Annotated in this window: 17 protein-coding genes and 3 pseudogenes; 12 read left to right on the top strand and 8 right to left on the bottom strand. The window is 65.5% G+C overall.

What is annotated here, in order from left to right; all coding sequences use genetic code 11:
* Positions 1 to 107 precede the first annotated feature (107 nt).
* The 5 genes and pseudogenes from BLT81_RS13305 (at position 108) to BLT81_RS00015 (ending at position 3,202) form a co-directional block, all read left to right on the top strand.
* On the top strand, positions 108 to 494 hold the full coding sequence (locus BLT81_RS13305) for a transposase (protein ID WP_414835979.1): 387 nt from the start codon (positions 108 to 110) through the stop codon (positions 492 to 494).
* Positions 495 to 528: 34 nt separating this feature from the next.
* A pseudogene (locus BLT81_RS13310) lies at positions 529 to 1,184 on the top strand (IS256 family transposase).
* The gene (locus BLT81_RS13315) at positions 1,165 to 1,425 is read left to right on the top strand and encodes a transposase (RefSeq protein ID WP_414835980.1); all 261 of its coding nucleotides are present in this window, start codon (positions 1,165 to 1,167) and stop codon (positions 1,423 to 1,425) included. The pseudogene BLT81_RS13310 and the gene BLT81_RS13315 overlap by 20 nt, the downstream one beginning before the upstream one ends.
* A gap of 62 nt (positions 1,426 to 1,487) precedes the next feature.
* Positions 1,488 to 2,225 (top strand): annotated as a pseudogene (locus tag BLT81_RS00010) (IS3 family transposase); the annotation flags it as partial.
* A gap of 179 nt (positions 2,226 to 2,404) precedes the next feature.
* Positions 2,405 to 3,202 (top strand): hypothetical protein, encoded by a 798-nt coding sequence (locus tag BLT81_RS00015; RefSeq protein WP_019195193.1) that lies wholly within the window; start codon positions 2,405 to 2,407, stop codon positions 3,200 to 3,202.
* Here the strand turns inward: BLT81_RS00015 and BLT81_RS00020 are convergent.
* Genes BLT81_RS00020 through BLT81_RS00030 form a run of 3 tightly spaced genes read right to left on the bottom strand, consistent with a single transcriptional unit; the run spans position 3,151 to position 8,064 of the window.
* On the bottom strand, positions 3,151 to 5,565 hold the full coding sequence (locus BLT81_RS00020) for a serine/threonine protein kinase (protein WP_019195192.1): 2,415 nt from the start codon (positions 5,563 to 5,565) through the stop codon (positions 3,151 to 3,153). The two genes, BLT81_RS00015 and BLT81_RS00020, sit on opposite strands and share 52 nt — an antisense overlap.
* A complete protein-coding gene (locus BLT81_RS00025) occupies positions 5,558 to 6,556 on the bottom strand; it encodes a transporter substrate-binding domain-containing protein (protein ID WP_019195191.1) in 999 nt (332 codons plus the stop codon). Before BLT81_RS00025 ends, BLT81_RS00020 begins: the two co-directional genes overlap by 8 nt.
* Positions 6,556 to 8,064, bottom strand: coding sequence for a hypothetical protein (locus BLT81_RS00030; RefSeq protein WP_019195190.1), 1,509 nt, complete (start codon positions 8,062 to 8,064; stop codon positions 6,556 to 6,558). Before BLT81_RS00030 ends, BLT81_RS00025 begins: the two co-directional genes overlap by 1 nt.
* 59 nt (positions 8,065 to 8,123) lie before the next feature.
* Here BLT81_RS00030 and BLT81_RS00035 point away from each other — a divergent pair, with 59 nt between their 5' ends.
* From BLT81_RS00035 to BLT81_RS00060, 5 genes and pseudogenes are all read left to right on the top strand, one after another.
* A complete protein-coding gene (locus tag BLT81_RS00035; protein ID WP_040421940.1) occupies positions 8,124 to 8,591 on the top strand; it encodes an NUDIX domain-containing protein in 468 nt (155 codons plus the stop codon).
* The gene (locus BLT81_RS00040; RefSeq protein ID WP_019195188.1) at positions 8,584 to 9,513 is read left to right on the top strand and encodes an ABC transporter ATP-binding protein; all 930 of its coding nucleotides are present in this window, start codon (positions 8,584 to 8,586) and stop codon (positions 9,511 to 9,513) included. Before BLT81_RS00035 ends, BLT81_RS00040 begins: the two co-directional genes overlap by 8 nt.
* Complete coding sequence (locus tag BLT81_RS00045) at positions 9,506 to 10,237, top strand: ABC transporter permease (RefSeq protein ID WP_019195187.1); 732 nt, start codon at positions 9,506 to 9,508, stop codon at positions 10,235 to 10,237. Before BLT81_RS00040 ends, BLT81_RS00045 begins: the two co-directional genes overlap by 8 nt.
* Positions 10,238 to 11,019: 782 nt before the next feature.
* Positions 11,020 to 12,307 (top strand): annotated as a pseudogene (locus BLT81_RS00055) (IS3 family transposase).
* 52 nt (positions 12,308 to 12,359) lie between these two features.
* Positions 12,360 to 13,766, top strand: a complete 1,407-nt coding sequence (locus tag BLT81_RS00060) for an MCP four helix bundle domain-containing protein (RefSeq protein WP_019195186.1) — start codon at positions 12,360 to 12,362, stop codon at positions 13,764 to 13,766.
* A 137-nt stretch (positions 13,767 to 13,903) separates the two neighbouring features.
* On the opposite strand, the gene cls is transcribed toward BLT81_RS00060, so the two are convergent.
* The 4 genes from cls to BLT81_RS00080 are packed head-to-tail and all read right to left on the bottom strand — an operon-like array spanning position 13,904 to position 17,713.
* The gene (cls, locus tag BLT81_RS00065; RefSeq protein ID WP_019195185.1) at positions 13,904 to 15,379 is read right to left on the bottom strand and encodes a cardiolipin synthase; all 1,476 of its coding nucleotides are present in this window, start codon (positions 15,377 to 15,379) and stop codon (positions 13,904 to 13,906) included.
* Positions 15,376 to 16,167, bottom strand: coding sequence for an exodeoxyribonuclease III (locus BLT81_RS00070; RefSeq protein ID WP_019195184.1), 792 nt, complete (start codon positions 16,165 to 16,167; stop codon positions 15,376 to 15,378). Before BLT81_RS00070 ends, cls begins: the two co-directional genes overlap by 4 nt.
* Before the next feature lie 10 nt (positions 16,168 to 16,177).
* Positions 16,178 to 17,140: an N-acetylglutamate synthase, CG3035 family gene (locus tag BLT81_RS00075; protein WP_019195183.1), complete on the bottom strand. Its 963-nt coding sequence runs from the start codon at positions 17,138 to 17,140 to the stop codon at positions 16,178 to 16,180.
* A complete protein-coding gene (locus BLT81_RS00080) occupies positions 17,141 to 17,713 on the bottom strand; it encodes a peptide deformylase (protein ID WP_019195182.1) in 573 nt (190 codons plus the stop codon).
* Between the two features lie 16 nt (positions 17,714 to 17,729).
* Between BLT81_RS00080 and BLT81_RS00085 the strand changes: the two genes are divergently transcribed.
* Entirely contained in the window at positions 17,730 to 17,945 is a 216-nt protein-coding gene (locus BLT81_RS00085; protein WP_019195181.1) for a DUF3263 domain-containing protein, read from the top strand.
* A 213-nt stretch (positions 17,946 to 18,158) separates the two neighbouring features.
* Here the strand turns inward: BLT81_RS00085 and BLT81_RS00090 are convergent, their stop codons facing one another.
* Positions 18,159 to 18,443, bottom strand: coding sequence for a hypothetical protein (locus BLT81_RS00090; protein ID WP_156784079.1), 285 nt, complete (start codon positions 18,441 to 18,443; stop codon positions 18,159 to 18,161).
* On the opposite strand from BLT81_RS00090, the gene BLT81_RS00095 reads away from it, so the two are divergent.
* On the top strand, positions 18,436 to 18,744 hold the full coding sequence (locus BLT81_RS00095) for a hypothetical protein (protein ID WP_019195180.1): 309 nt from the start codon (positions 18,436 to 18,438) through the stop codon (positions 18,742 to 18,744). The genes BLT81_RS00090 and BLT81_RS00095 overlap by 8 nt on opposite strands.
* Positions 18,745 to 18,948 lie beyond the last annotated feature (204 nt).

Here is an 18,948-nt window from a genome sequence, read left to right on the forward strand (position 1 = left end):
TACCACCAGAAACGACTCACCGCACCGGATAAACATGCCGAGCTCAAACAGGTTGCGTCCGCTAGCGTGGTGTACCTGTGACTGTCGGTGAGGGACCTCATGAACGTGTGAGGCGGCCACCGCAGTACCTTTCGAATCAATTCCAACATCTCCTCGAAAGGAACCAACGCGATGACCGCTGGACCAATCATATCGACCCGACCGCCTACCTTGATGAGCTGCTCGCCCAAGCATCCCCGGATCTGATGCGTCAGATGCTGCAGGACTTCATCAACCAGATCCTCTCCACCCAAGCAGACAGCATCTGCGGGGCCGACTACGCCACAGTCAGCGACACCCGCACCAACCACCGAAACGGCTACCGCCACCGCGACCTGGACACACGCGTGGGCACCATCGACGTGAGAATCCCGAAACTTCGCCACGGATCATTCTTCCCCGACTGGTTGTTGGAGCGCGCTCACGAGCAGAACGCGCCCTGGCCACCGTCGTAGCACCTGCTACCTCAAGGGGGTCTCCACCCGCCGCATGAACGACCTTGTCGCCACCCTCGGGATCACCAACCTGTCGAAGTCACAGGTGTCTACCATGGCCAAAGAACTCGACGTGATGGTCGAAGACTTCCGCACCCGCCCGTTGGACACCGGCCCTACCTCTATGTTTCCTGCGACGCGCTGACGATGAAGGTGCGTGAAGGCGGGCGCGTCGTCAAAACCAGCGTGCTGCTGGCCACCGGGGTTAACGCCGACGGGTACCGGGAGTTGCTTGGTATGCAGGTCGCCACCGCCGAATCGGCCGCGTCGTGGACCGGGTTCTTCCGCGACCTGAAAGCCCGGGCCTGGATCAGGTGTACCTGGTCACCAGCGACGCCCACCTAGGATCCAAGCCGCTGTGGGTGACTGCCTACCAACGCATCCTGGCAGCGGTGCCGCACCCATTTCGCGAAGAATCTGTCATCGATGGTGCCGAAAACCCAGTGGCCGACATTGTCGGCGATGTTTCACACGATCTTCCAACAACCCGACGCCCAGGCCGTGTGGGACCAGGCCCGAGACGTCATTGAGTTTTGCCAGCAGAAGTTCCCCCATGTGGCGGATTACCTGGAGGAATCCTTGGACGACCTGCTGGCGTTTACGAACGCGCCGAAGCGGTGTGGACGAAGGTGTGGTCAAACAACCCACTGAAAGGCTCAACCGGGAGATCAGACGTCGCACCGACGTCGTGGGGATCTTCCCCAACCGCGACGCCGTCGTGCGTCTGGTCGGGGCGGTACTCGCCGAGCAACACGATGATTGGATCCAGCAGAAACGCTACATGTCGCTAACCAGCCTGGAACAGACCAAGACGATGATGACAGCCACCGTCATTGATGCCGGCGAATCCACTCAGGAGTTGCATGAGCCCACGCCAGCACCGAGCTCGTGACGGCCCTGACACCGTCATCCTGCTTGTTCATATCGGAAGGCAGATACACCACCACCGTGGACTTGACCCTCAAACAGGCGATCCGGGACAGTTTTAAGCGCAACAAACACCGCTACGGCTACCGGCGGGTACTGCTCGACCTTCGTAACCAAGGTTGGATAGTCAACCACAAACTTGTCTTAAAGCTCATGCGTGAGATGGGCTTGAAAGCCAAGATCCGCCAGCGCAGGCCCTACATCTCCTACACAGGCACAACCAGTCACATCGCCGAGAACACACTCGAGCGCAACTTCACCCCGGATAAACCCAACTCTGTTTTCGTCAGCGACGTCACCGAGTTCAAGGTCGCCGGCCGCAAGGTGTATCTCTCACCGGTGATGGACCTGTTCGACCGCGCAATCGTCGCCCACACAGTGGCCACATCGCCAACCACAGCCTTGACCTCGGCCTCGTTGGCGCAGGCGATCGAAGCGTGTGCTCCAAAGCCGGGCTGGATGATCCACACCGATCAAGGATTCCAATACCAGCACTCATCCTGGCGCACCCTGATTAGCCAGCACCATGGAGTCCAGTCAATGTCACGCAAAGGCAATTGCTACGACAACGCAGTCATGGAGAACTTCTTCGGCCACCTGAAAACCGAAATGTTCCACGGAGAAGTCTTCGACACCATCGAGCAATTCACCGCCGCGGTCGACGAGTACATCCAGTGGTACAACACGCAACGACTCCAACAACGACTCAAGGGCCTGACCCCGATGCAATACCGGAATCAGACCCTTGAAACCCTAACCGCCTAGAATTAAACCAGTCCAACTTTCGGGGGCCAGTTCAAACCCGCCCCACCGAAACTGTGGATAACAGCACTACGTGAACAGCGTTATCCACAGTGCAGTGAGCATTTCGCGCGCGCACCCCACGGGGGCTGCTAGACAGAGTGCATGAGAGTGAACTCGGGGAAAAAGAATTCGAGAGGATCATGTACCTCTACACCAGGTACAGGCGCAAAGCGGTGCTTACAGGGCCGGCGGCGTTGCGGTTGATGGGGGTGAAGACGTTGTCGTGGGTTGACAGCATCGACCTCGTGCTGGAGGGGACAACACGAGCGAAGTCCCGCGCGTTGTGGCCGCAGGGGGTGGTGTATCGCAGCGGTATGCTGACGCCGCAGCACGTCAGGGAGCGTGGCTCGGTGATGATGACGTCGCTGGCGATGGCGCTGTTTGATACGTACCGCTACTACGGCCGGGCGGAGGCGTTGGTGGCGGTGGAGTCGGCGCTGCAGATCAACGGGGTGGAAAAGGACGAGCTGCTGAGGTGGGTGGCTGTGTTGCCCAGGGCGAAAACAATTAAGGAGTTCCGGGAGTTGGTGGAGTACGCCAGCCCGTTGAGCGAGAGCCCGCTGGAGACGCAAGCACGCGACAACATCCTAGTGGCGGAGATCCCGGGGTTGGTGAAGCTTGAGCAGCAGGTTCCGTTCCGGTACGTCACGTCGTGGGGGGAGCCAAAGGTGGGCAGGCACGACATGGTGATCAACGATGTCATCGCGGTGGGGGCCGACGGGAAGTGCAAATGGGCCGACGACTGGAAGGGCGTGACGCGCGAGGAACGCGAGCGCGAGCGTTGGGCGATGCACGGTGACAAGGTGCTCATCCGCGCCAGCTGGGAGGATGTGAGCAACGGCGATCTGGTGCGGTGGGTGCGTGAGGCGATCGCGCTGACGCAGGGTCAGAACCAGGTGGAGGGGCGCACCTTGTTGGCCATGTCCACGAGCGCGTAGCGGTGGTGGGCGTAGGGGGCAACGCGGGCTTGTTCGCGCAGTGTGGTGGCGATGCCGCTGCGCAGCCCGTGGACGGTGAAGGGGTATTCGAAGAGGTTGTGGTCCGACGCTGCTTTTTCCACGTCGGCGTCGCGCAGGAAGGTCAGCCCGGCGCGCAGGACGTACACCTTGATCTGCAGGAAGCGCGGTTCGTTGCTCGGGATCTCTTCGAGGCGGCGGGCGGCGCGGCGGATGCGGGATTCGGTGAGGGAGGCGGAGACGAGGTCGAGGATGGTGGTCAGCCGTGCCATGCGGTGGTGGCGGGAGGACTGGGGGACGCGGTCGAGGGCGGCGACGGCGAGCTCGACTTCGGATTCGGCCATGAGCAGGCGCGCGAGCCCGAAGGCGGCGGAGACGGTGGCCGGGTTGGTTTGCCAGACGAGGGCGTAGAGGCGCAGGGAGTTGTAGCGCAGGATGGCGGGGTCGTCGGTGATGAGCAGCCACTCGGGGGTGAGCATACCGCGTTCTTCCCAGTCTTCGAAGACGCTGTTGGGCAGGTCGGCGAGGTTGGTGCGGATGCCGGTGCTGGCGCGGGCGATGTCGTCGAGAAGCAAGTCCGTGCCGCGCGGGGCGATCTGCTGGCAGATGAGCTCGTCGACGGCGGCGATGGCGAGCTTGGGGGCGGCCTCGCCGGGGACGTGGGACAAGACGGTGGTGAAGTCGCGTTGGGCCTCGGCGTAGTCGCCGAGCAGCATGTTGATCACGCCGGAGTACCAGGCGTAGCGCCAGTTGGCGGTGAGTTTGTCGCTGAGCGAGGCGAGCCAGCTGCGAGCCTGGTAGGTCAGGCCCATGTCGAGCATGGCGCGCACGACGCCGAAGGGGATCTCCGTCGACTCTTCGTACTGCGGTGTCTGCATGGCCTGGCGCAGGTTTTCCAGGGTTTCCTGGGGCTCCTGGTAGGAGGTGCCTTGGATCATGGAGGCGCCGACGTCGGCGCGGTCAATGAGCGGGGAAGGCAGCGCGGAAAAGACCTCTTGGGGGGTGATTTCGACGGTGCGGGAGATGCCGTCGATCAGCTGGTCGGTGCGAAAGACCAGGTGCTTGGTGCCAAAGGTCGTGCGCTGCGGGGAGAACAGGGAGTGCTGCGCTGGGTACGTCACGCCGTCGCGGATGGCCAGGCATTCGCGCAGCACGCCGAGGAGTTGGCCCTCGAGCTCGGTGACGTTGGCGAAGCGCTTCGCGGGGTCGGGGTGGCAGCAGCGCAGCAGCAGGCGGTACAGCGACAGGTAGCGGCGGAACGTCGGCTCGCGGGTGGGGGAGGGGATGCCGGGCGCGTAGACGCCGTCCTCGCGCGGCAGGTCGACGACGAGGGAGGCCAGCGTGCGGCCGACGGTATAGATATCGCTGCTTATCGACGGCCCCTCGGACGCCACCTCCGGTGCCTGAAAGCCCTTGGTGCCGTAGATGTAGCCGAAGGCGCCGATGCCGGAGACGGCGCCGAGGTCGATGAGCTTGACCTGGTCCTCGGTGACGATGATGTTGTCGGGCTTGAGGTCGTTGTAGACCACGCCGCGCGAGTGCAGGTAGCCCAGCGCGGGCAGGACCTCGAGGATGTAGGCGATGGCCACGTCGATGGGCAGGAGGTGTTGTGCTTCGGCGTTGCGGCGCTCGCGCAGCGAGGGGCCGCCGACGTACTCCATGACGATGAAGCCGCCGGGCACGCGCGGGTCGTCGATGAAGTTGAAGATCTTGACAATGCCGGGGTGGGTGATGTCGGCGAGGAACTCGCGCTCGGCGGCCGCGGCGGCGGTCTCGTCGGCGTTCTTGGTGGAGTGCAGGCCCTTGAGCACGACGACGCGGCCGGCCACGTGGTGGTCGTGGGCGAGGTAGATCCACCCCATGCCGCCGTGGGCGATGACGCCCATCACCTCGTACTGGCTGGCCACGATGTCGCCGGGGTGGAGCTGCGGCAGAGGCACGCCCTTGGTGGAGTGGGCGTGCAGCGGGTCGATGAGCGCGTCGCGCGGCTCGCCCGGGGCGACCCACGGCAGCTCGACCATGCCGTCGGCGACGGTGCGGGAGGCGCGCTTGGCGCCGCGCAGCTCGCGGAAGGTGTCCAGCGCCTTGCGGCGGGAGCGCTGCGAGGAGTTCTCGTTCGCGGAGCCTTCGCGCAGCTTGTCCAGGTCCTTGAGCAGGCCGGCGATGTCGCCGAGCCCGGCGTACTCCTCGCTGGGGCCGCTGTCGACGGGGTGCGCGTCGGTGTCGTCTGTGTCGTCGTCGGCGAAGGGGTCGAACTCGACGGCCTCGGTGTCGTCTGTGTCGTCGTCGGCGAAGGGGTCGAACTCGACGGCTTCGGTGGGTTCGGGGTGGTGTGCGTCAGCCATTGCTTTCCTCCACGGGGTCCTGCACGGGCTCCTCCCGGTAGCGCGCCGGGGGCGGCGCTGGGCTGGTCAGGGCGTCGGCGAGCCAGTCCGCCCGCATGCGCTGCCAGGTGCCGTCGTGTTCGATGCGTTCGATGGTCTCGTTGACCTGGCGCACGAGCCCGTCGCGGCCGCGGCGGACGCCGACGGCGTAGTTCTGCATGCCGTAGGTCTCGTCGAGCACGCGTGTATGGGGGTCTTGGGCGGTCATGCCGGCGAGGATGGCGTCGTCCGACAGCACGGCGTCAGCCTGGTACTGCTGGGTGGCCATGAGGCAGTCCGCCCAGGAGCGTGTGCGCAGGATCCCAGATTCGGGGGCGACTGTGCGGGCGAGCTCGAGGAGGTTCGAGCCGTCGACGACGCAGATGGTGTTCTCGGCGGCGTCGGCGATGGTGGTGATCTCGCTGTTGAGGGGGGTGAGCAGGCGCACGGCGCTGGCGAGGTAGGGCACGGAAAAGTCGGAGTTTTTCGCGCGCTCCGGGGTGATCGACATGGTGCGCACGATGATGTCCACGTCGCCCTCTTCGAGGGCGGCGACGCGCCGGCCCGATTCCACGAAGCGGAAGTCCACCCGGTCGGGGTCGCCGAAGATGTCGCGGGCGATTTCGTGCGCCAGGTCGATTTCGAAGCCACGCAGGTCGCCGACGGCTGTGTCGCGGTAGGACAGCAGGTACTGGGACTGGTCCACGCCGACGACGATGCGCCCGCGCTGCAGGATCTCGGGGATGCGCTCCTCGGGGGTGGCGTCGTCGGGGCGCAGCGAGCCCTCCCAGAAGGAGTCGTCGACGAAGGGGCTGGCCGGGTCGACGCCGGCCGGGTCGAGTTGCGCCCCGACGGGCAGCGGCAGGCCCGAGTACACCAGCGGCGGGTCGGCGGGCGGAATCGGCGGGGCTGTGGGAGCGCAGGCGGCGAGCGCGAGGGAGCCGGCGCACGCGAGGGCGGCGAGTCGCTTCATCACAGGTACTCCCTCAGCCGGCGGCGGATGCCCAGCCAGATGGCCAGGATGGACAGGAAGGTCAGCACGGCCACCGCGCCGGAGACGGCGCGGGTGGCGTCGAGCGAGGCGCCGATGTACTCGCGCATGTCGGCGCGCGTCTGCTGGATCAGCTCGGAAAACACCGAGTCCAGCTGCGCGTAGGCCAGCGCGGAGGAGGTGGTGTCGGCCGTGCGGGAGGTGTCGGTGAGGATGTCGATGGCGTGGTCGAAGCGGCCCTCGTTGAGGGTGTCCACGAGGTCGCGGTGGGCGTCGCGCCACGCGTCGAGCGCGTCGCGGCCGGACTGGACGAGGTAGGGGTCGGCGTTTTCGGAGGCCGCGTCGAGGGCGCTGGAGACCGAGGCGTAGGTGGCGGAGAAGGAGGTTTCGGACTCGTCGACGCTTTGGCGGCGCAGGAGCGCGAAGATTTCGTCGGTGCGGGTCTCTTGGGCGTCGATACGCGCGGCCGTGAGCTCCTGCCAGGGGTTCGAGGCCATCTCGAAGCCGACGGAGCCGGAGCGCCACGCGGCGTAGTTGGAGCCGCCGACCCACGCGATGGCGACGACCATGAGCGCGCTGGCCACGAGGAAGCCCTTGTTCAGGCGGCGGCGGAACACGCGCCACAGATAATATTGCGCGAGCACGAGGAAGATGAGGGCGGCGGCAAGCCCGGACAGCGGCACCCACTGGGGCGAGGAGAGCCGGTCCATCTGGGTGGCCACCTGCTCGCGGCTGATGCGAAAGAGCGTGGAGGCGTCGTCGAGCATGCGCTCGCGCATGAGGCCCGAGGCCTGGGACATGTAGGCCACGCCGACGGGGTTGCCCATCCGCTGGTTGGTTTTCGCGCGCTCCATGATGCCGGCGTAGAGCGGCACGTCGCGCTGTATCTGGGTGACCAAGTCGCGCACGTCGTCGCGGGTGTCGCCGGAGCTGGCGTCGACGGCGCCCTCGAGGATCTCGTTGGCGGCGACGATCGCGCGGTCGAGGGAGGCGAGGTAGAGGTGCATGTCCTGCTGGGCCACCATCCCCGGGGAGATGAACCCGGTGGTGGAGACGGTGTCCGCCTGCGACAACGAGGTGTAGAGCACGTGCGCCGAGTTGCTCATCGGCTCGGTGGCGTCGACGACGACGTTGAGAGCCTGCTGGCGCTGCGCCATGGAGTAGCTCATGGCCCAGCCGGCGGCGACGAGGGCGAGGGTGAGCACGAGCATCATCGCGATGATGCGGCCCGGGGTGGTGGCGGCGAAGTCGAGCACGCGGCGCACCCAGCGCAGCGGGCCGGTAAACGTGTCGGCGACGAAGGAGCGGGCCCCGCGGTTTTCGGGCCGCTCCTCGAAGCTGTCGAGCCACTCGTCCCCGCCCGCCGCAGAACCCGCCTCCGAAGCAAAACCCGCGGAGCCCGGAGCAGAACCCGAGGCGGAGTCCGGGGCGGGGCGCGCCGCGGATGTCGCGGTGCCGCGGCCGCGTTGGGTGGTCCTCGCCTCGCGCATAACAGCCAAGAATATCGTGGGTTCCCGGCCGCCGGAGGGTTTTGCCTATTGTGGGGGATATGGAAGGAGACGGAAACGGCTGGGTCGACGGACCGAACGGGCTGAGGCTGTGGGGGCGCTTCGGCGCCGCGGGGCTGTTTTTGCAGGCAGGCGACTCTGTCTTGCTGCAGCACCGGGCTCCGTGGACGGCGCAGGGCAATACGTGGGGTCTGCCGGGCGGCGCGCGCGATTCACACGAGACGGTTGCGGAGGCCGCGCTGCGCGAGGCGGTGGAGGAGTGCGACATTGACACCAGCCTGGTGCGGGTGCGCGACGCGCTCGTGACGGCGGGGCCGTTCGAGTCGGGGTGGACCTACACGACGGTCCTCGCCGCGACGACGACGGGGCAGCCGATCGAGGTCACTCCGAACGCCGAGAGCGAGGATTTGCGGTGGGTGCCCATTGATGATGTGCGTTCGTTGCCCCTGCACCCGGGATTCGAAGCCTCTCTGGGCAGGTTGCTCGTGCATACTAAGACGCATGATTGAAGTGCGCGACCTGACAAAAGTCTACGGTGAGGTCCGGGCAGTTGACGGCCTCACCTTTACCGTTAACCCCGGAGTGGTCACCGGATTTTTGGGCCCCAACGGCTCCGGCAAATCCACCACGATGCGCATGATGCTCGGCCTGGACAGGCCAACCTCGGGCACTGCGCTTATCGACGGCTCCCCCTACCGCGACCTCTCACAGCCCGCGCGCCGGGTCGGCGCCCTCCTCGACGCGAAGGGCGTGCACCCGAACCGCACGGCGCGCAACACGCTGCTGTGGCAGGCGCGCGCGGCGGGGCTGCCCGCCTCCCGCGTCGACGAGGTCCTCGAGCTGGTGGGCCTGAGCGATGTCGCGGGCAAGAAGGTCGGTGGGTTCTCCTTGGGCATGGGCCAGCGCCTGGGCATCGCCTCGGCGATGCTGGGCGATCCGGAGGTGCTCATCCTCGACGAGCCGATCAACGGCCTCGACCCCGAGGGCATCCGGTGGGTGCGCTCGCTGCTGCGCAGGCTGGCCGAGGAAGGCCGCACGATCCTCGTGTCCTCCCACCTGCTGGCGGAGATGGCGCAGACCGCCGATCGCCTCGTGGTCATCGGACGCGGCAAGCTCGTGGCCGATACGAGCGTCGACGAGTTCATCGCGTCGAACTCGGCGGTCGCCGCTGTCGTGCGCCCTACCTCCACGGACGCGCTCGAGGCGGCGCTGTCCGCCGAGGGCATCGCCTTTACCCGCGGCGCGGACCACGCGGGGCGCCCCAAGGTCACCATCGAGGGCCGCACGAGCGACGAGATCGGCGCCGTGGCCTACCGCCACGGTGTCCAGCTTGCCGAGCTCAGCGAGCGCCGCGGCTCCCTCGAGGACGCCTACCTGCACTCCACCGAAGGCCACGCCCAGTACTCTGCCCTGGAGGACAACAATGCTTAACCTTTTCGCCTCCGAATGGACCAAGCTGCGCACCACCGCCTCTCTGTGGTGGACAAGCGGGCTGATCATCGCCGTTCCCGCCGCGATCACCGCCATGATGGCCTCCGCCGACTCGGAATTCGGGCTGGTCTACGTGCCGCTGAGCGTTGTCATGACGGTGACGCTCATCGCCGTGGTCATCCTCACCGTCCAGGCGGCCATGACGGTGACCACCGAGTACCGCTTCGGCGTCCCCGCCACGACGTACCGCCTCACGCCCACGCGGTGGGCCGTCGGCGCGACGAAGCTCGTGCTGTATGCGCTCATCGCGGCGCTGCTGGCGGTGGTGACACTCGTGGTGTCCTTCACTATCGGCGACGCGTTGGCGTTTAACGCCGCCGACTGGACGAATAACCCCGCCACTACGCGCGCGCTGTGGGCGCTGCCGCTGACGGCCGCCGTGCTTGTCCTTATGGTCCAAGGCCTCGGCTGGATCGTGCGCAACACCGCCGGCGCCGTCACGCTCGCCTTCGGTCTGCAGTTCGTCCTCGAGGCGCTCGTCAGCCTCATCCCCCGCGTCGGAGACGCGCTGTCGCCGTACATGCCCTTTGCCAACCTCTACGCCTTTGCCTTCAACGCCCCTCACGCTGACTTCACCGTGTGGCAGTCCTTCGGAGTGTTCGCCGCCTGGGCGGCGGCGCTGTGGGTGATCGGCATCGTGCTGCTGGAAAGGCGCGACGTGTAGGGCGCCCTCCCGCCACCCTGTGTAGGCCACGCTAGCGAAACCGCTGGCGTGGCCTTTTTCTGTGGCGCGGCGGCGTCGTCGGGGCTGCGTCGGCCCGTGGGTCCGATGTGAGGCCCCCGAGCGTCCGGTTCGGGGTGGGTGTCTCCCGCCTCCACGTTGCTATGCCATCGGCCTGTACGGGTTCGGTATAACGCCGTTGGAGGGCCCGCCAGAGCAGTTATTTTCGCAGAGATCGAGGAAAATATCACGTGAACCTAATGTTACGCATGCGTAGGTATTGATACCTGGGACGCGTGTATAAGAAATGACTTAAAAATAGTTATTTATCGACGGCGAACACGCAGGTGAAAGAACCGCTGCTACAGATTGCGTGGACCGCGCCGGGTCTTTAGTGCGTACAAAACGGGCCGATCGGTCACGGACGCGACGGGGTGAACGTGTCCCGCGGGGCGGGGAATCGGTAAATGCCCAGGTTAACTAATAGTTAAGTGCTTCCATTTGGATACGAAAAGACTTGCAGCAACATTGGAGCGCTCGTAACGTACTGGCCAACGGAGCTGATAAAGAGATTGAGAACTACCAAAGAGCCAATCTCGGATCGTCGTAGTTCCGGTTAAGTTTTGGTCAAGACGACCTGTCTGGGCCAGATGCCCCCTTCTACTCTGAACTGCTCCCCATTAGTTGGACTGAGAAATCAGTTGCTAACAACTAGTGGGGAGCATGTTCTTTGAGAGCACGTAGTTCGCTGAGTGAAGTTCAGCGTGAGCAGTTAGTCGACCTTTTTGAGCAGGGAATGGGTTCCCACGCCGCTTCTCGTGTTGTCGGTGTCTCGAGGGATGCAGCGCGCTGCCTCTATCGCCGTTTCCAACTGCGTGGCAGGCTATGTCTCGTGGAGAAACCGAACAAGCAGCGCTACTCCTTCGAGACGAAGAAGGAGGTTGTGGAACGTCATCTGGCCGGTGAGTCGAAGATGGATCTTGCCCGAGAGTTCAATCTTTCATCCGATCAACTCGTCAAGGACTGGGTGATTAAGTGGCGCAAAGGCGGCGACGAGGCTCTGCGCCCGAAGCCGAAGGGCAGGCCGAAAGGTTCAGGCAAACCGAAGGTGCTTTCTGAGGAAGAAAAGCTTCGCTGCCAGGTTGAACGGCTGGAAGCGGAAATCGCCTACTTAAAAAAATTGCGGGACTTGAGGAACCAGGGACACGCCTAAAAGCCCAGGCGATCGTCATCCTCAAGTCACACCACCGCTTGGAGTACCTCCTGGATGCGGCCGGCATGGCACGCTCGACATTCTTCTACCACCAGAAACGACTCACCGCACCGGATAAACATGCCGAGCTCAAACAGGCGATCCGGGACAGTTTCGAGCGCAACAAACACCGCTACGGCTACCGGCGGGTACTGCTCGACCTTCGTAACCAGGGCTGGATAGTTAACCACAAACTTGTCTTAAAGCTCATGCGTGAGATGGGCTTGAAGGCCAAGATCCGCCAGCGCAGGCCCTACATCTCCTACACAGGCACAACCAGTCACATCGCCGAGAACACACTCGAGCGCAACTTCACCCCGGATAAGCCCAACTCTGTTTTCGTCAGCGACGTCACCGAGTTCAAGGTCGCCGGCCGCAAGGTGTATCTCTCACCGGTGATGGACCTGTTCGACCGCGCAATCGTCGCCCACACAGTGGCCACATCGCCAACCACAGCGTTGACCTCGGCCTCGTTGGCGCAGGCGATCGAAGCGTGTGCTCCAGAGCCGGGCTGGATGATCCACACCGATCAAGGATTCCAGTACCAGCACTCATCCTGGCGCACCCTGATTAGCCAGCACCATGGAGTCCAGTCAATGTCACGCAAAGGCAATTGCTACGACAACGCAGTCATGGAGAACTTCTTCGGCCACCTGAAAACCGAAATGTTCCACGGAGAAGTCTTCGACACCATTGAGCAATTCACCGCCGCGCTCGACGAGTACATCCAGTGGTACAACACGCAACGACTCCAACAACGACTCAAGGGCCTGACCCCGATGCAATACCGGAATCAGACCCTGGAAACCCTAACCGCCTAGAATTAAACCAGTCCAACTTTCGGGGGCTAGTTCACTCTCCAGGAGTGTTCACATGTTCAAGAACCGTGTTCGCACCGCCGCTCTCGCCGGTGCAATCGCAGTAGCAACCGGTGTTTCTGGTCTCGCTGTCCCGGCCTACGCTCAGCAGGGCGGCACTGGCCACAACGTCGAGGACGGCTCCAAGCCGGGTGCTGGCGAGAACCAGCAGAACCAGCCGCCGGTGGGCGAGGTCCTCGCGGCTAACAAGCTGCGCGACGACGCTAACAAGAACGAGGCCGCCATCAAGGCCCACGTGTTCCTTCCCGTCCGTCCGTTCGCAGAGAGCCTTCCGATCGAGGCCGAGACCAAGGCCAAGTTCGACGCCAAGGAGCAGCAAGCCACCGCGCTGCTCACCGCTTCCGTGAAGAACCTCAACGACATCAACGTCACGCTGAAGGACATTGAGGAGCAGATCAAGAAGGCCAACGATGCATGGAGGGCGTACGCCGATGCCACCACCCTCACCGCGGCAGAGCGCCAGGAGCTCCGCGACCTCGCCGTTCGTGTGAAGGCTCCGGCGGACATCATCGAGAAGATTGACGCCCTCGATGTCGTTACCGCGAAGCCGGGCGACGAGAACTACATCGAGCAGATCTTCGACATCTCGACCAGCCCCGACTCCCGCCAGAAGGTCTACGAACTGGTCGACACTGTGACTGGCTACCAGCGCACCGACGAGGGCACCGAGGAGGAGCTGGACCAGTCCAAGGCCGTGTCCCAGGTTGCTAAGCAGCTCTTCACCTTCCTCGACGGCTGGGATGACCGCAACAAGCTGTGGAAGCGCGCGAACGAGCTGACCGCCGATGCCAACGACCGCAACGTCGCTGTGGTCCGCGAAGCGTTTACGAATGCTCAGGAGAACGTCCGCGCCGCACGCCTCCTCGTGGCCTACTACAGCACCGCCGCTCGCTGGGTCGACCTGTACAACAAGGACACCCTGCTGAGCAACGAGGAGCGCACCCTCCGCACCGAGTACTTCAACCTGCTGTTCAACTCCAACAACGGCTCGACCGTGGGCAACCAGAACAGGTGGAACCTCGACCTCGAGGCTGCTGCGCAGGCTGCGGTCACGAACGCCGACGCCGGCCAGGAGTGGGTGAACCCCGTCGAGACCGTCCGCCTGCTGGACAAGAAGTACCGCACCGACTACCCGGATCGTTGGGGTGCTGCTAAGCCGGACTACAACGCTCCGAGCGATGCCGACCGCCTGATCGACGCTCTGGACAAGATCACCGACGACAACGGCAAGCCTGGCAACCCTCCGGCGGGCGAGAACCCGACCCCTCCCGGCAGCTCCGTTCCCGGCAGCTCCAACCCGGGCCTGGGCACCGCTGGCATCATCGTCGGTGTCCTCGCGGTCATCGGCGGCATCATCGCTGCCATCTTCCCGCACATCCAGCAGTTCCTGCCCAAGTTCTAAGGCAGTAACCGCCTAGCGGAACACAGAAAACAGCCACCCGGCAACCCCGGGTGGCTTTTTCGTGCCTCGGGCGCGGCCAGGACCCACCGCGTCGTCGCGGCCGTGTTGCGCGCCCGCTTGCTGCCGCTTGCTGCCGCTTACTGCAGCGCCGAGGTCAGCTTCATCACGTTGTCAATGTAGCGCCGGTACCAGGGCCGCTTTCCCCACCGCTCGAGCGTCAGCGGGCGGGAGACGGCCAAGTAGGCCTGGGCGAGCTCGTCGATCTGCCCCAACAGCGGCCCGTGCGCGATGAACAGGGAGCTTTCGTAGTTCAGCGTGAACGAGCGCATGTCCATGTTCGAGGACCCGATGACGCCGACGGAGGTCTCCCGGCCCGGGTCCGCGAGGACGAACTTGGTGTGCAGGATGTAGGGGGCGGGAAACTCCCAGATACGCACGCCGGCCTCGAGGAGCTGCTCGTAGTAGGAGGACTGCGCGTGGTGCACCATGAACTGGTCGGCGCGCTCGCCGACGAGGAGGTCCACGCGGACGCCTCGGTGGCAGGCGGTGCTCACGGCGTCGAGAAGCGTGTCGTCGGGGACGAAGTAGGGCGAGCACAAGATGAGGCGCTCGCGGGCGCGGTGGATGAGGGTGGTGAACATGCGCAGGTTCGGCTCGGCGTGGTAGCCGGGCCCGGACGGCACGAGCTGCACCACATGGAGCTCGGCGGCGCTCGCGCTTTTCTCGGCCGGCGGCTCGAGCGCGATGATCTCACCGGACTCGGTGTACCAGTCCACGGCGAACATGGATTCCAGCGACGTGATGATGGGCCCCTCGAGCTCGACGAAGGCGTCGATCCATTGGCGGCCGGCGCGCACGTGGTTGCGCTTGAGGTAGGAGCGGTCGATGAGGTTGAAGCTACCGATCATGCCCACGCGGCCGTCGACGACGATGATTTTGCGGTGGTTGCGCAGGTCGGGGCGGCGCCAGCGCCCGCGCAGCGGATCGAGGGGCAGCATGCGGTAATGGTCCACGCCGATCGCGTCGAGGCGGCGCATGAAGCGGCGGTAGCCGGGGTACTTGCGGGAGCCGATGTGGTCGTACAGCAGGCGCACGTGGACCCCGCGCTCGATGGCGCGCTCGATGGCCTCGAACACGCGGGTGGTGGTGTCGTCCCAGGCCACGGCGTAGATTTCGATGTTGACGTAGTGCTCGGAGGACTCGATAAGCTCGGCGATGCGCGTCATCGTCATCTCGTAGTCCGTCCACAGGCGCCGCACGTGGGCGTGGAGGGCGGGGAAGCCGGTGAGCGTGCGGTTGAGCCGCACCATCGTCTCAATCTCGTCGGCGTGCAGTGCCCCGGGAGGGAAGTCGGGCACGCGGGAATGCACGTTGTCCACCTCCGCCTTCGCCCGCTGCTGGATGCCGTGGCGGCGCCGCGACACAAAGGTCGAGCCCATGAGCAGGTACAGCGGCAGGCCCACGACGGGCAGCAGCAGGATGAGCAGCAGCCACGCGTTCGCGCTGGAGGGGCGCCGGTTGGACGGCACGACGCCGATCATGACGAACTTGATGCCGTAGTCCAGCACCATCATCGCAAGCTGCAGATAGGAAAAGTCGAGGTCGAGGCTCATCGGACGTCGTCAAGCGAAAGCGAGCGGGTGTCGTAGTCGGCGATGACGGGCGCGTGGTCGCTGGCGCCGGTGCCGCGGCGCTCCTCGACATCCACCCACGCCTTTGCTACTCGACGCCCCATCGGCGCCGTCACCAGCTGAAAATCGATCAACATGCCCTCGTTCTTCTGAAAGCGCATGGCCTTGTAGTCCCAGAACGAGTAGGGGTCCGGGTGCGTCACCTGGGTCAGCCCGGCCTCGAGCAGCATCTGGAAGGCGGCGCGCTCCGGCTCCGTGACGTGCGTCTTGCCCTCGAACCAGGAGATATCCCAGACATCGCTATCCGTCGGCGCGATGTTGTAGTCGCCGCAGTACACCGCGGGCGCCGCGGCGTCGACGGCGTCGCGCAGGCTGTAGAGAAACTCCAGCTTGTAGTCGTAGTGCGGGTCGCCGATCGCGCGGCCGTTGGGCACGTACAGGCTCCACACGTCGACGCCGCCGCACGTCGCGCCGATCGCGCGGGCCTCGACCTCCGGCCGGCCGTTCTTGGCAAAGCCGGGCTGGCGGGCGAAGGAATCACGCACGTCGTCGAGGCCCACGCGCGAGGCGATGGCCACCCCGTTCCACTGCGAGTACCCCACGTGCGCCACCTCGTAGCCCGCCGACTGGAACACCGAGGCGGGGAACTTATCGTCGACGACCTTGGTTTCCTGCATGGCCAGGACATCGACATCCTGGCGTTCGAGGAAGGCCGCGACGCGCTCGGCGCGGGTGCGTACCGAGTTGACGTTCCAGGTGGCAATATGCATGCCCTATACCCTAACCCAGCTGCGCGTACCGGTGCCGGTGGTGCTCGACGAAGCCCGTCGCGTGGTACAGGTTCACCGCCGCGACGTTGCTCGCGCGGGTCTGCAGGTAGGCGGCGTCCGCGCCCGCGGCGGCGCCCCAGCCCAGCAGGCCGGAAACCAGCTCGGTGCCCAGACCCCGGCGGCGCAGGTCGGGGGCGACCTCCACCGCCGAGTAGCCCAGCCAGCGCCGCCCGTCCGTGGACTCCGTAATGGTCGCGCGCGTCACCGCCACCGTTCGACCCTCCACGACGAGGCGGGCGAACGCCATGCGGCCCTCGATCGCCGCGTCCACCGCCCGCAGCGCCTCCGCCGGCAGAGGCTGGCCGCGGAAGTGGTAGAGCGCGAGCCAGTCCGCGTCCGGGGTGTCGTCGACGCGAAAGCGCGCGGAGGGGGCGTCGGTTCTGGTCAGCGGGTGCGTCATCACGAGGATCTCCTCACCCAGGCTCCACCCGCCCGACTCCACCAGCGTGAGCGCTGGCTTACCAATGCGCTCCGGGATGAGCAGCCGCACCGGCTGGTTGTGGCGGGCGTAGAACGCGCGCAGCTTCTCCAGCGGCACCGGGGCGAACCCCGCGCTGTGGCCCAGGGGCACCGCGGAGTTGGAGCGCTCCGCGATGTCGGCGCCGGTGCGGGCCAGCCAGCCGTCGATAAGCTCATGCTCGAGCCCCGGAAAAGCCTTCGCGTACGCCGTCTCAATCGCGCGAATGTCCGAGTTGCGCACGGTGCGCGGCGGGAGCTTCTTCACCACGTGCACGTCGTGGATTTCGATCGCGTTTTTCGACGAGGGGAAGCCCCCGACCGCCTGCGGCCGCACGCGCAGCGGGTCGAGGCCCACCACGTGCCCCACAACGTCACTGGAGTGCTCCCCGCGGCGCTGGCGCACCACCACCCGATCGCCCACCGCCACCTCGTCGGAGCGGAAAAACCTGCTCATCTAGTGCCCGAACGGGTCCTCGTCCACGCCCGGCAGCCACGTGTTGCCCGGCTCCGTCCAACCGTTCGCCTTAATCACGCGCTTCGCCTCACGCTTGTAGCGGCCCGTGAGCACGTCCGTGTACACGTACCCGTCGAGGTGGCCCACCTCGTGCTGCAGGCAACGCGCGAAAAAGCCCTCGCCCTCGACCTCGATCTCCTTGCCGTTCTCGTCCAAGCCCGTCACCTTCGCCCAGCTCGCGCGGCCCGTGGGCCAGCCCTCGCCCGGCACCGACAAACACCCCTCCTCGTCCTCGCCGTTATCCCGCGGCATCGTCTTGGGGATCTCGCTGGTTTCCAACACCGGGTTAATCACCGTGCCCCGGCGCATCGTGTCGCCGTCGGGGCAGTGGTAGACGAAGAGGCGCAGTGGCACGCCCACCTGGTTCGCGGCCAAACCGACGCCATTGGCGGCGTCCATGGTCTCGTGCATGTCCGCGATGAGCTCCGCCAGCTCCTCGACCGGTTGCTCCACCAGCTTGGTGGGGGTGTGCAGGACAGGGTCGCCATGAATGACGATGGGTCGAATTGTCATGCCTAATATATTAGGCATGCTCACCCCGGACGACGTAGCCATCCTCGACTTCGAGGCCGCCGCGCCGCGCAGCCTCGGCGCCAAGGAGGAAGCCATCCGGCGCACCCTCGGGCTCAGCCCCGTGCGTTACTACCAAAGGCTCAACGTCCTCATCGACTCCGCCGACGCCCTCGCCGCCCGGCCCCAGCTCGTGCGGCGCCTTCAACGCGTCCGCGACCAGCGCTCGCTATAGTTCACGGTGTGACTAACGAGAACCCCGGGAACAACCACCTGCCCGCCGAGCCCTCCGGCGAGTCCTTAGGCGAGGAGTACCGCGGTGCCCACCGCCGCGATGACGACGCCGCCGGCTCCACCGCGGCCGCCGCGGGTGGCCTGCCCGCCCGCGGCCTCGGCATGATCCTCATCGCCGTCGCCGCCATCCTGCTCCTGTGGGGCATCTACGCTCTCACTCAGCAGGACCCGGAAGCCTCCGAATCGGCGTCCTCTTCGTCTGCTGCTCCTTCTTCTGCTGCTCCTTCTTCTGCTGCTCCTGCTTCGTCTGCTTCTGGTGCGCCTTCTTCTTCTGGTGCGCCTGCTTCGTCTGCTTCTGCGTCTTCTTCTTCTGGTGCGCCTTCTTCTTCCGGTGCTCCTTCTGCTCCGGGCGCGGCGGGGGCCGGTTCGGGGGCTGAGGCTGGTGGCGCTGCCGGGGGCCGCAGCTGACCGCGGACAACGCCGAGGTCCTCGTGTTCAACAACTCCCCAACCCCCGACCGTGCCGCACAAACCGCAGGCCAGCTCGAGCCGGACTACACCGTGGCCAACCGCTCCGCCGACGCAGCCCAGATGAACCTGCCCGAGCAGAACTTCGGAATCTTCCCCGACACCTACGTGTTCTTCGACCCGAACGTCGCAGGTGCCGAGGGCGTGGCCGCCGACATCGCTGGCCGCGTTGGCGGCACCCCGCGCTCCGTCCGCGATCTGCCCCAGGGCACATCGCTGCCGCCGGAGGCCACGCGCAACGGCAACGCCGTTACCGTCGTGCTGGCCGGTTAGCTGCGCGTTGAGGTCGACCTCAAGGGTTTGGCGTGTGCAAAACCCCTGGTCGCGTAGCCCTGGATTGCGTTGAGGTCGACCACGGTCGACCTCAAGGGTTGTCCGGGTGTAAAACCCCAGGTCGCCGAACCCCGGATTACGCTGACGTCGACCACGGTCGACCTCAAGGGTTTAGCGGGTGTAAAACCCCAGGTCGCCGAACCC

The organism is Corynebacterium timonense (assembly GCF_900105305.1).
In the GTDB taxonomy this organism is placed as follows: domain Bacteria; phylum Actinomycetota; class Actinomycetes; order Mycobacteriales; family Mycobacteriaceae; genus Corynebacterium; species Corynebacterium timonense.

Coding starts and splice junctions, on each gene's coding strand:
- BLT81_RS00030 (WP_019195190.1), bottom strand. CDS start 8,064: ATGCGCGAGGCGAGGACCACCCAACGCGGCCGCGGCACCGCGACATCC.
- cls (WP_019195185.1), bottom strand. CDS start 15,379: ATGAGCCTCGACCTCGACTTTTCCTATCTGCAGCTTGCGATGATGGTG.
- BLT81_RS00080 (WP_019195182.1), bottom strand. CDS start 17,713: ATGACAATTCGACCCATCGTCATTCATGGCGACCCTGTCCTGCACACC.
- BLT81_RS00015 (WP_019195193.1), top strand. CDS start 2,405: ATGTACCTCTACACCAGGTACAGGCGCAAAGCGGTGCTTACAGGGCCG.
- BLT81_RS00025 (WP_019195191.1), bottom strand. CDS start 6,556: ATGAAGCGACTCGCCGCCCTCGCGTGCGCCGGCTCCCTCGCGCTCGCC.
- BLT81_RS00070 (WP_019195184.1), bottom strand. CDS start 16,167: ATGCATATTGCCACCTGGAACGTCAACTCGGTACGCACCCGCGCCGAG.
- BLT81_RS00040 (WP_019195188.1), top strand. CDS start 8,584: ATGATTGAAGTGCGCGACCTGACAAAAGTCTACGGTGAGGTCCGGGCA.
- BLT81_RS00035 (WP_040421940.1), top strand. CDS start 8,124: ATGGAAGGAGACGGAAACGGCTGGGTCGACGGACCGAACGGGCTGAGG.
- BLT81_RS00085 (WP_019195181.1), top strand. CDS start 17,730: ATGCTCACCCCGGACGACGTAGCCATCCTCGACTTCGAGGCCGCCGCG.
- BLT81_RS00020 (WP_019195192.1), bottom strand. CDS start 5,565: ATGGCTGACGCACACCACCCCGAACCCACCGAAGCCGTCGAGTTCGAC.
- BLT81_RS00060 (WP_019195186.1), top strand. CDS start 12,360: ATGTTCAAGAACCGTGTTCGCACCGCCGCTCTCGCCGGTGCAATCGCA.
- BLT81_RS00075 (WP_019195183.1), bottom strand. CDS start 17,140: ATGAGCAGGTTTTTCCGCTCCGACGAGGTGGCGGTGGGCGATCGGGTG.
- BLT81_RS00045 (WP_019195187.1), top strand. CDS start 9,506: ATGCTTAACCTTTTCGCCTCCGAATGGACCAAGCTGCGCACCACCGCC.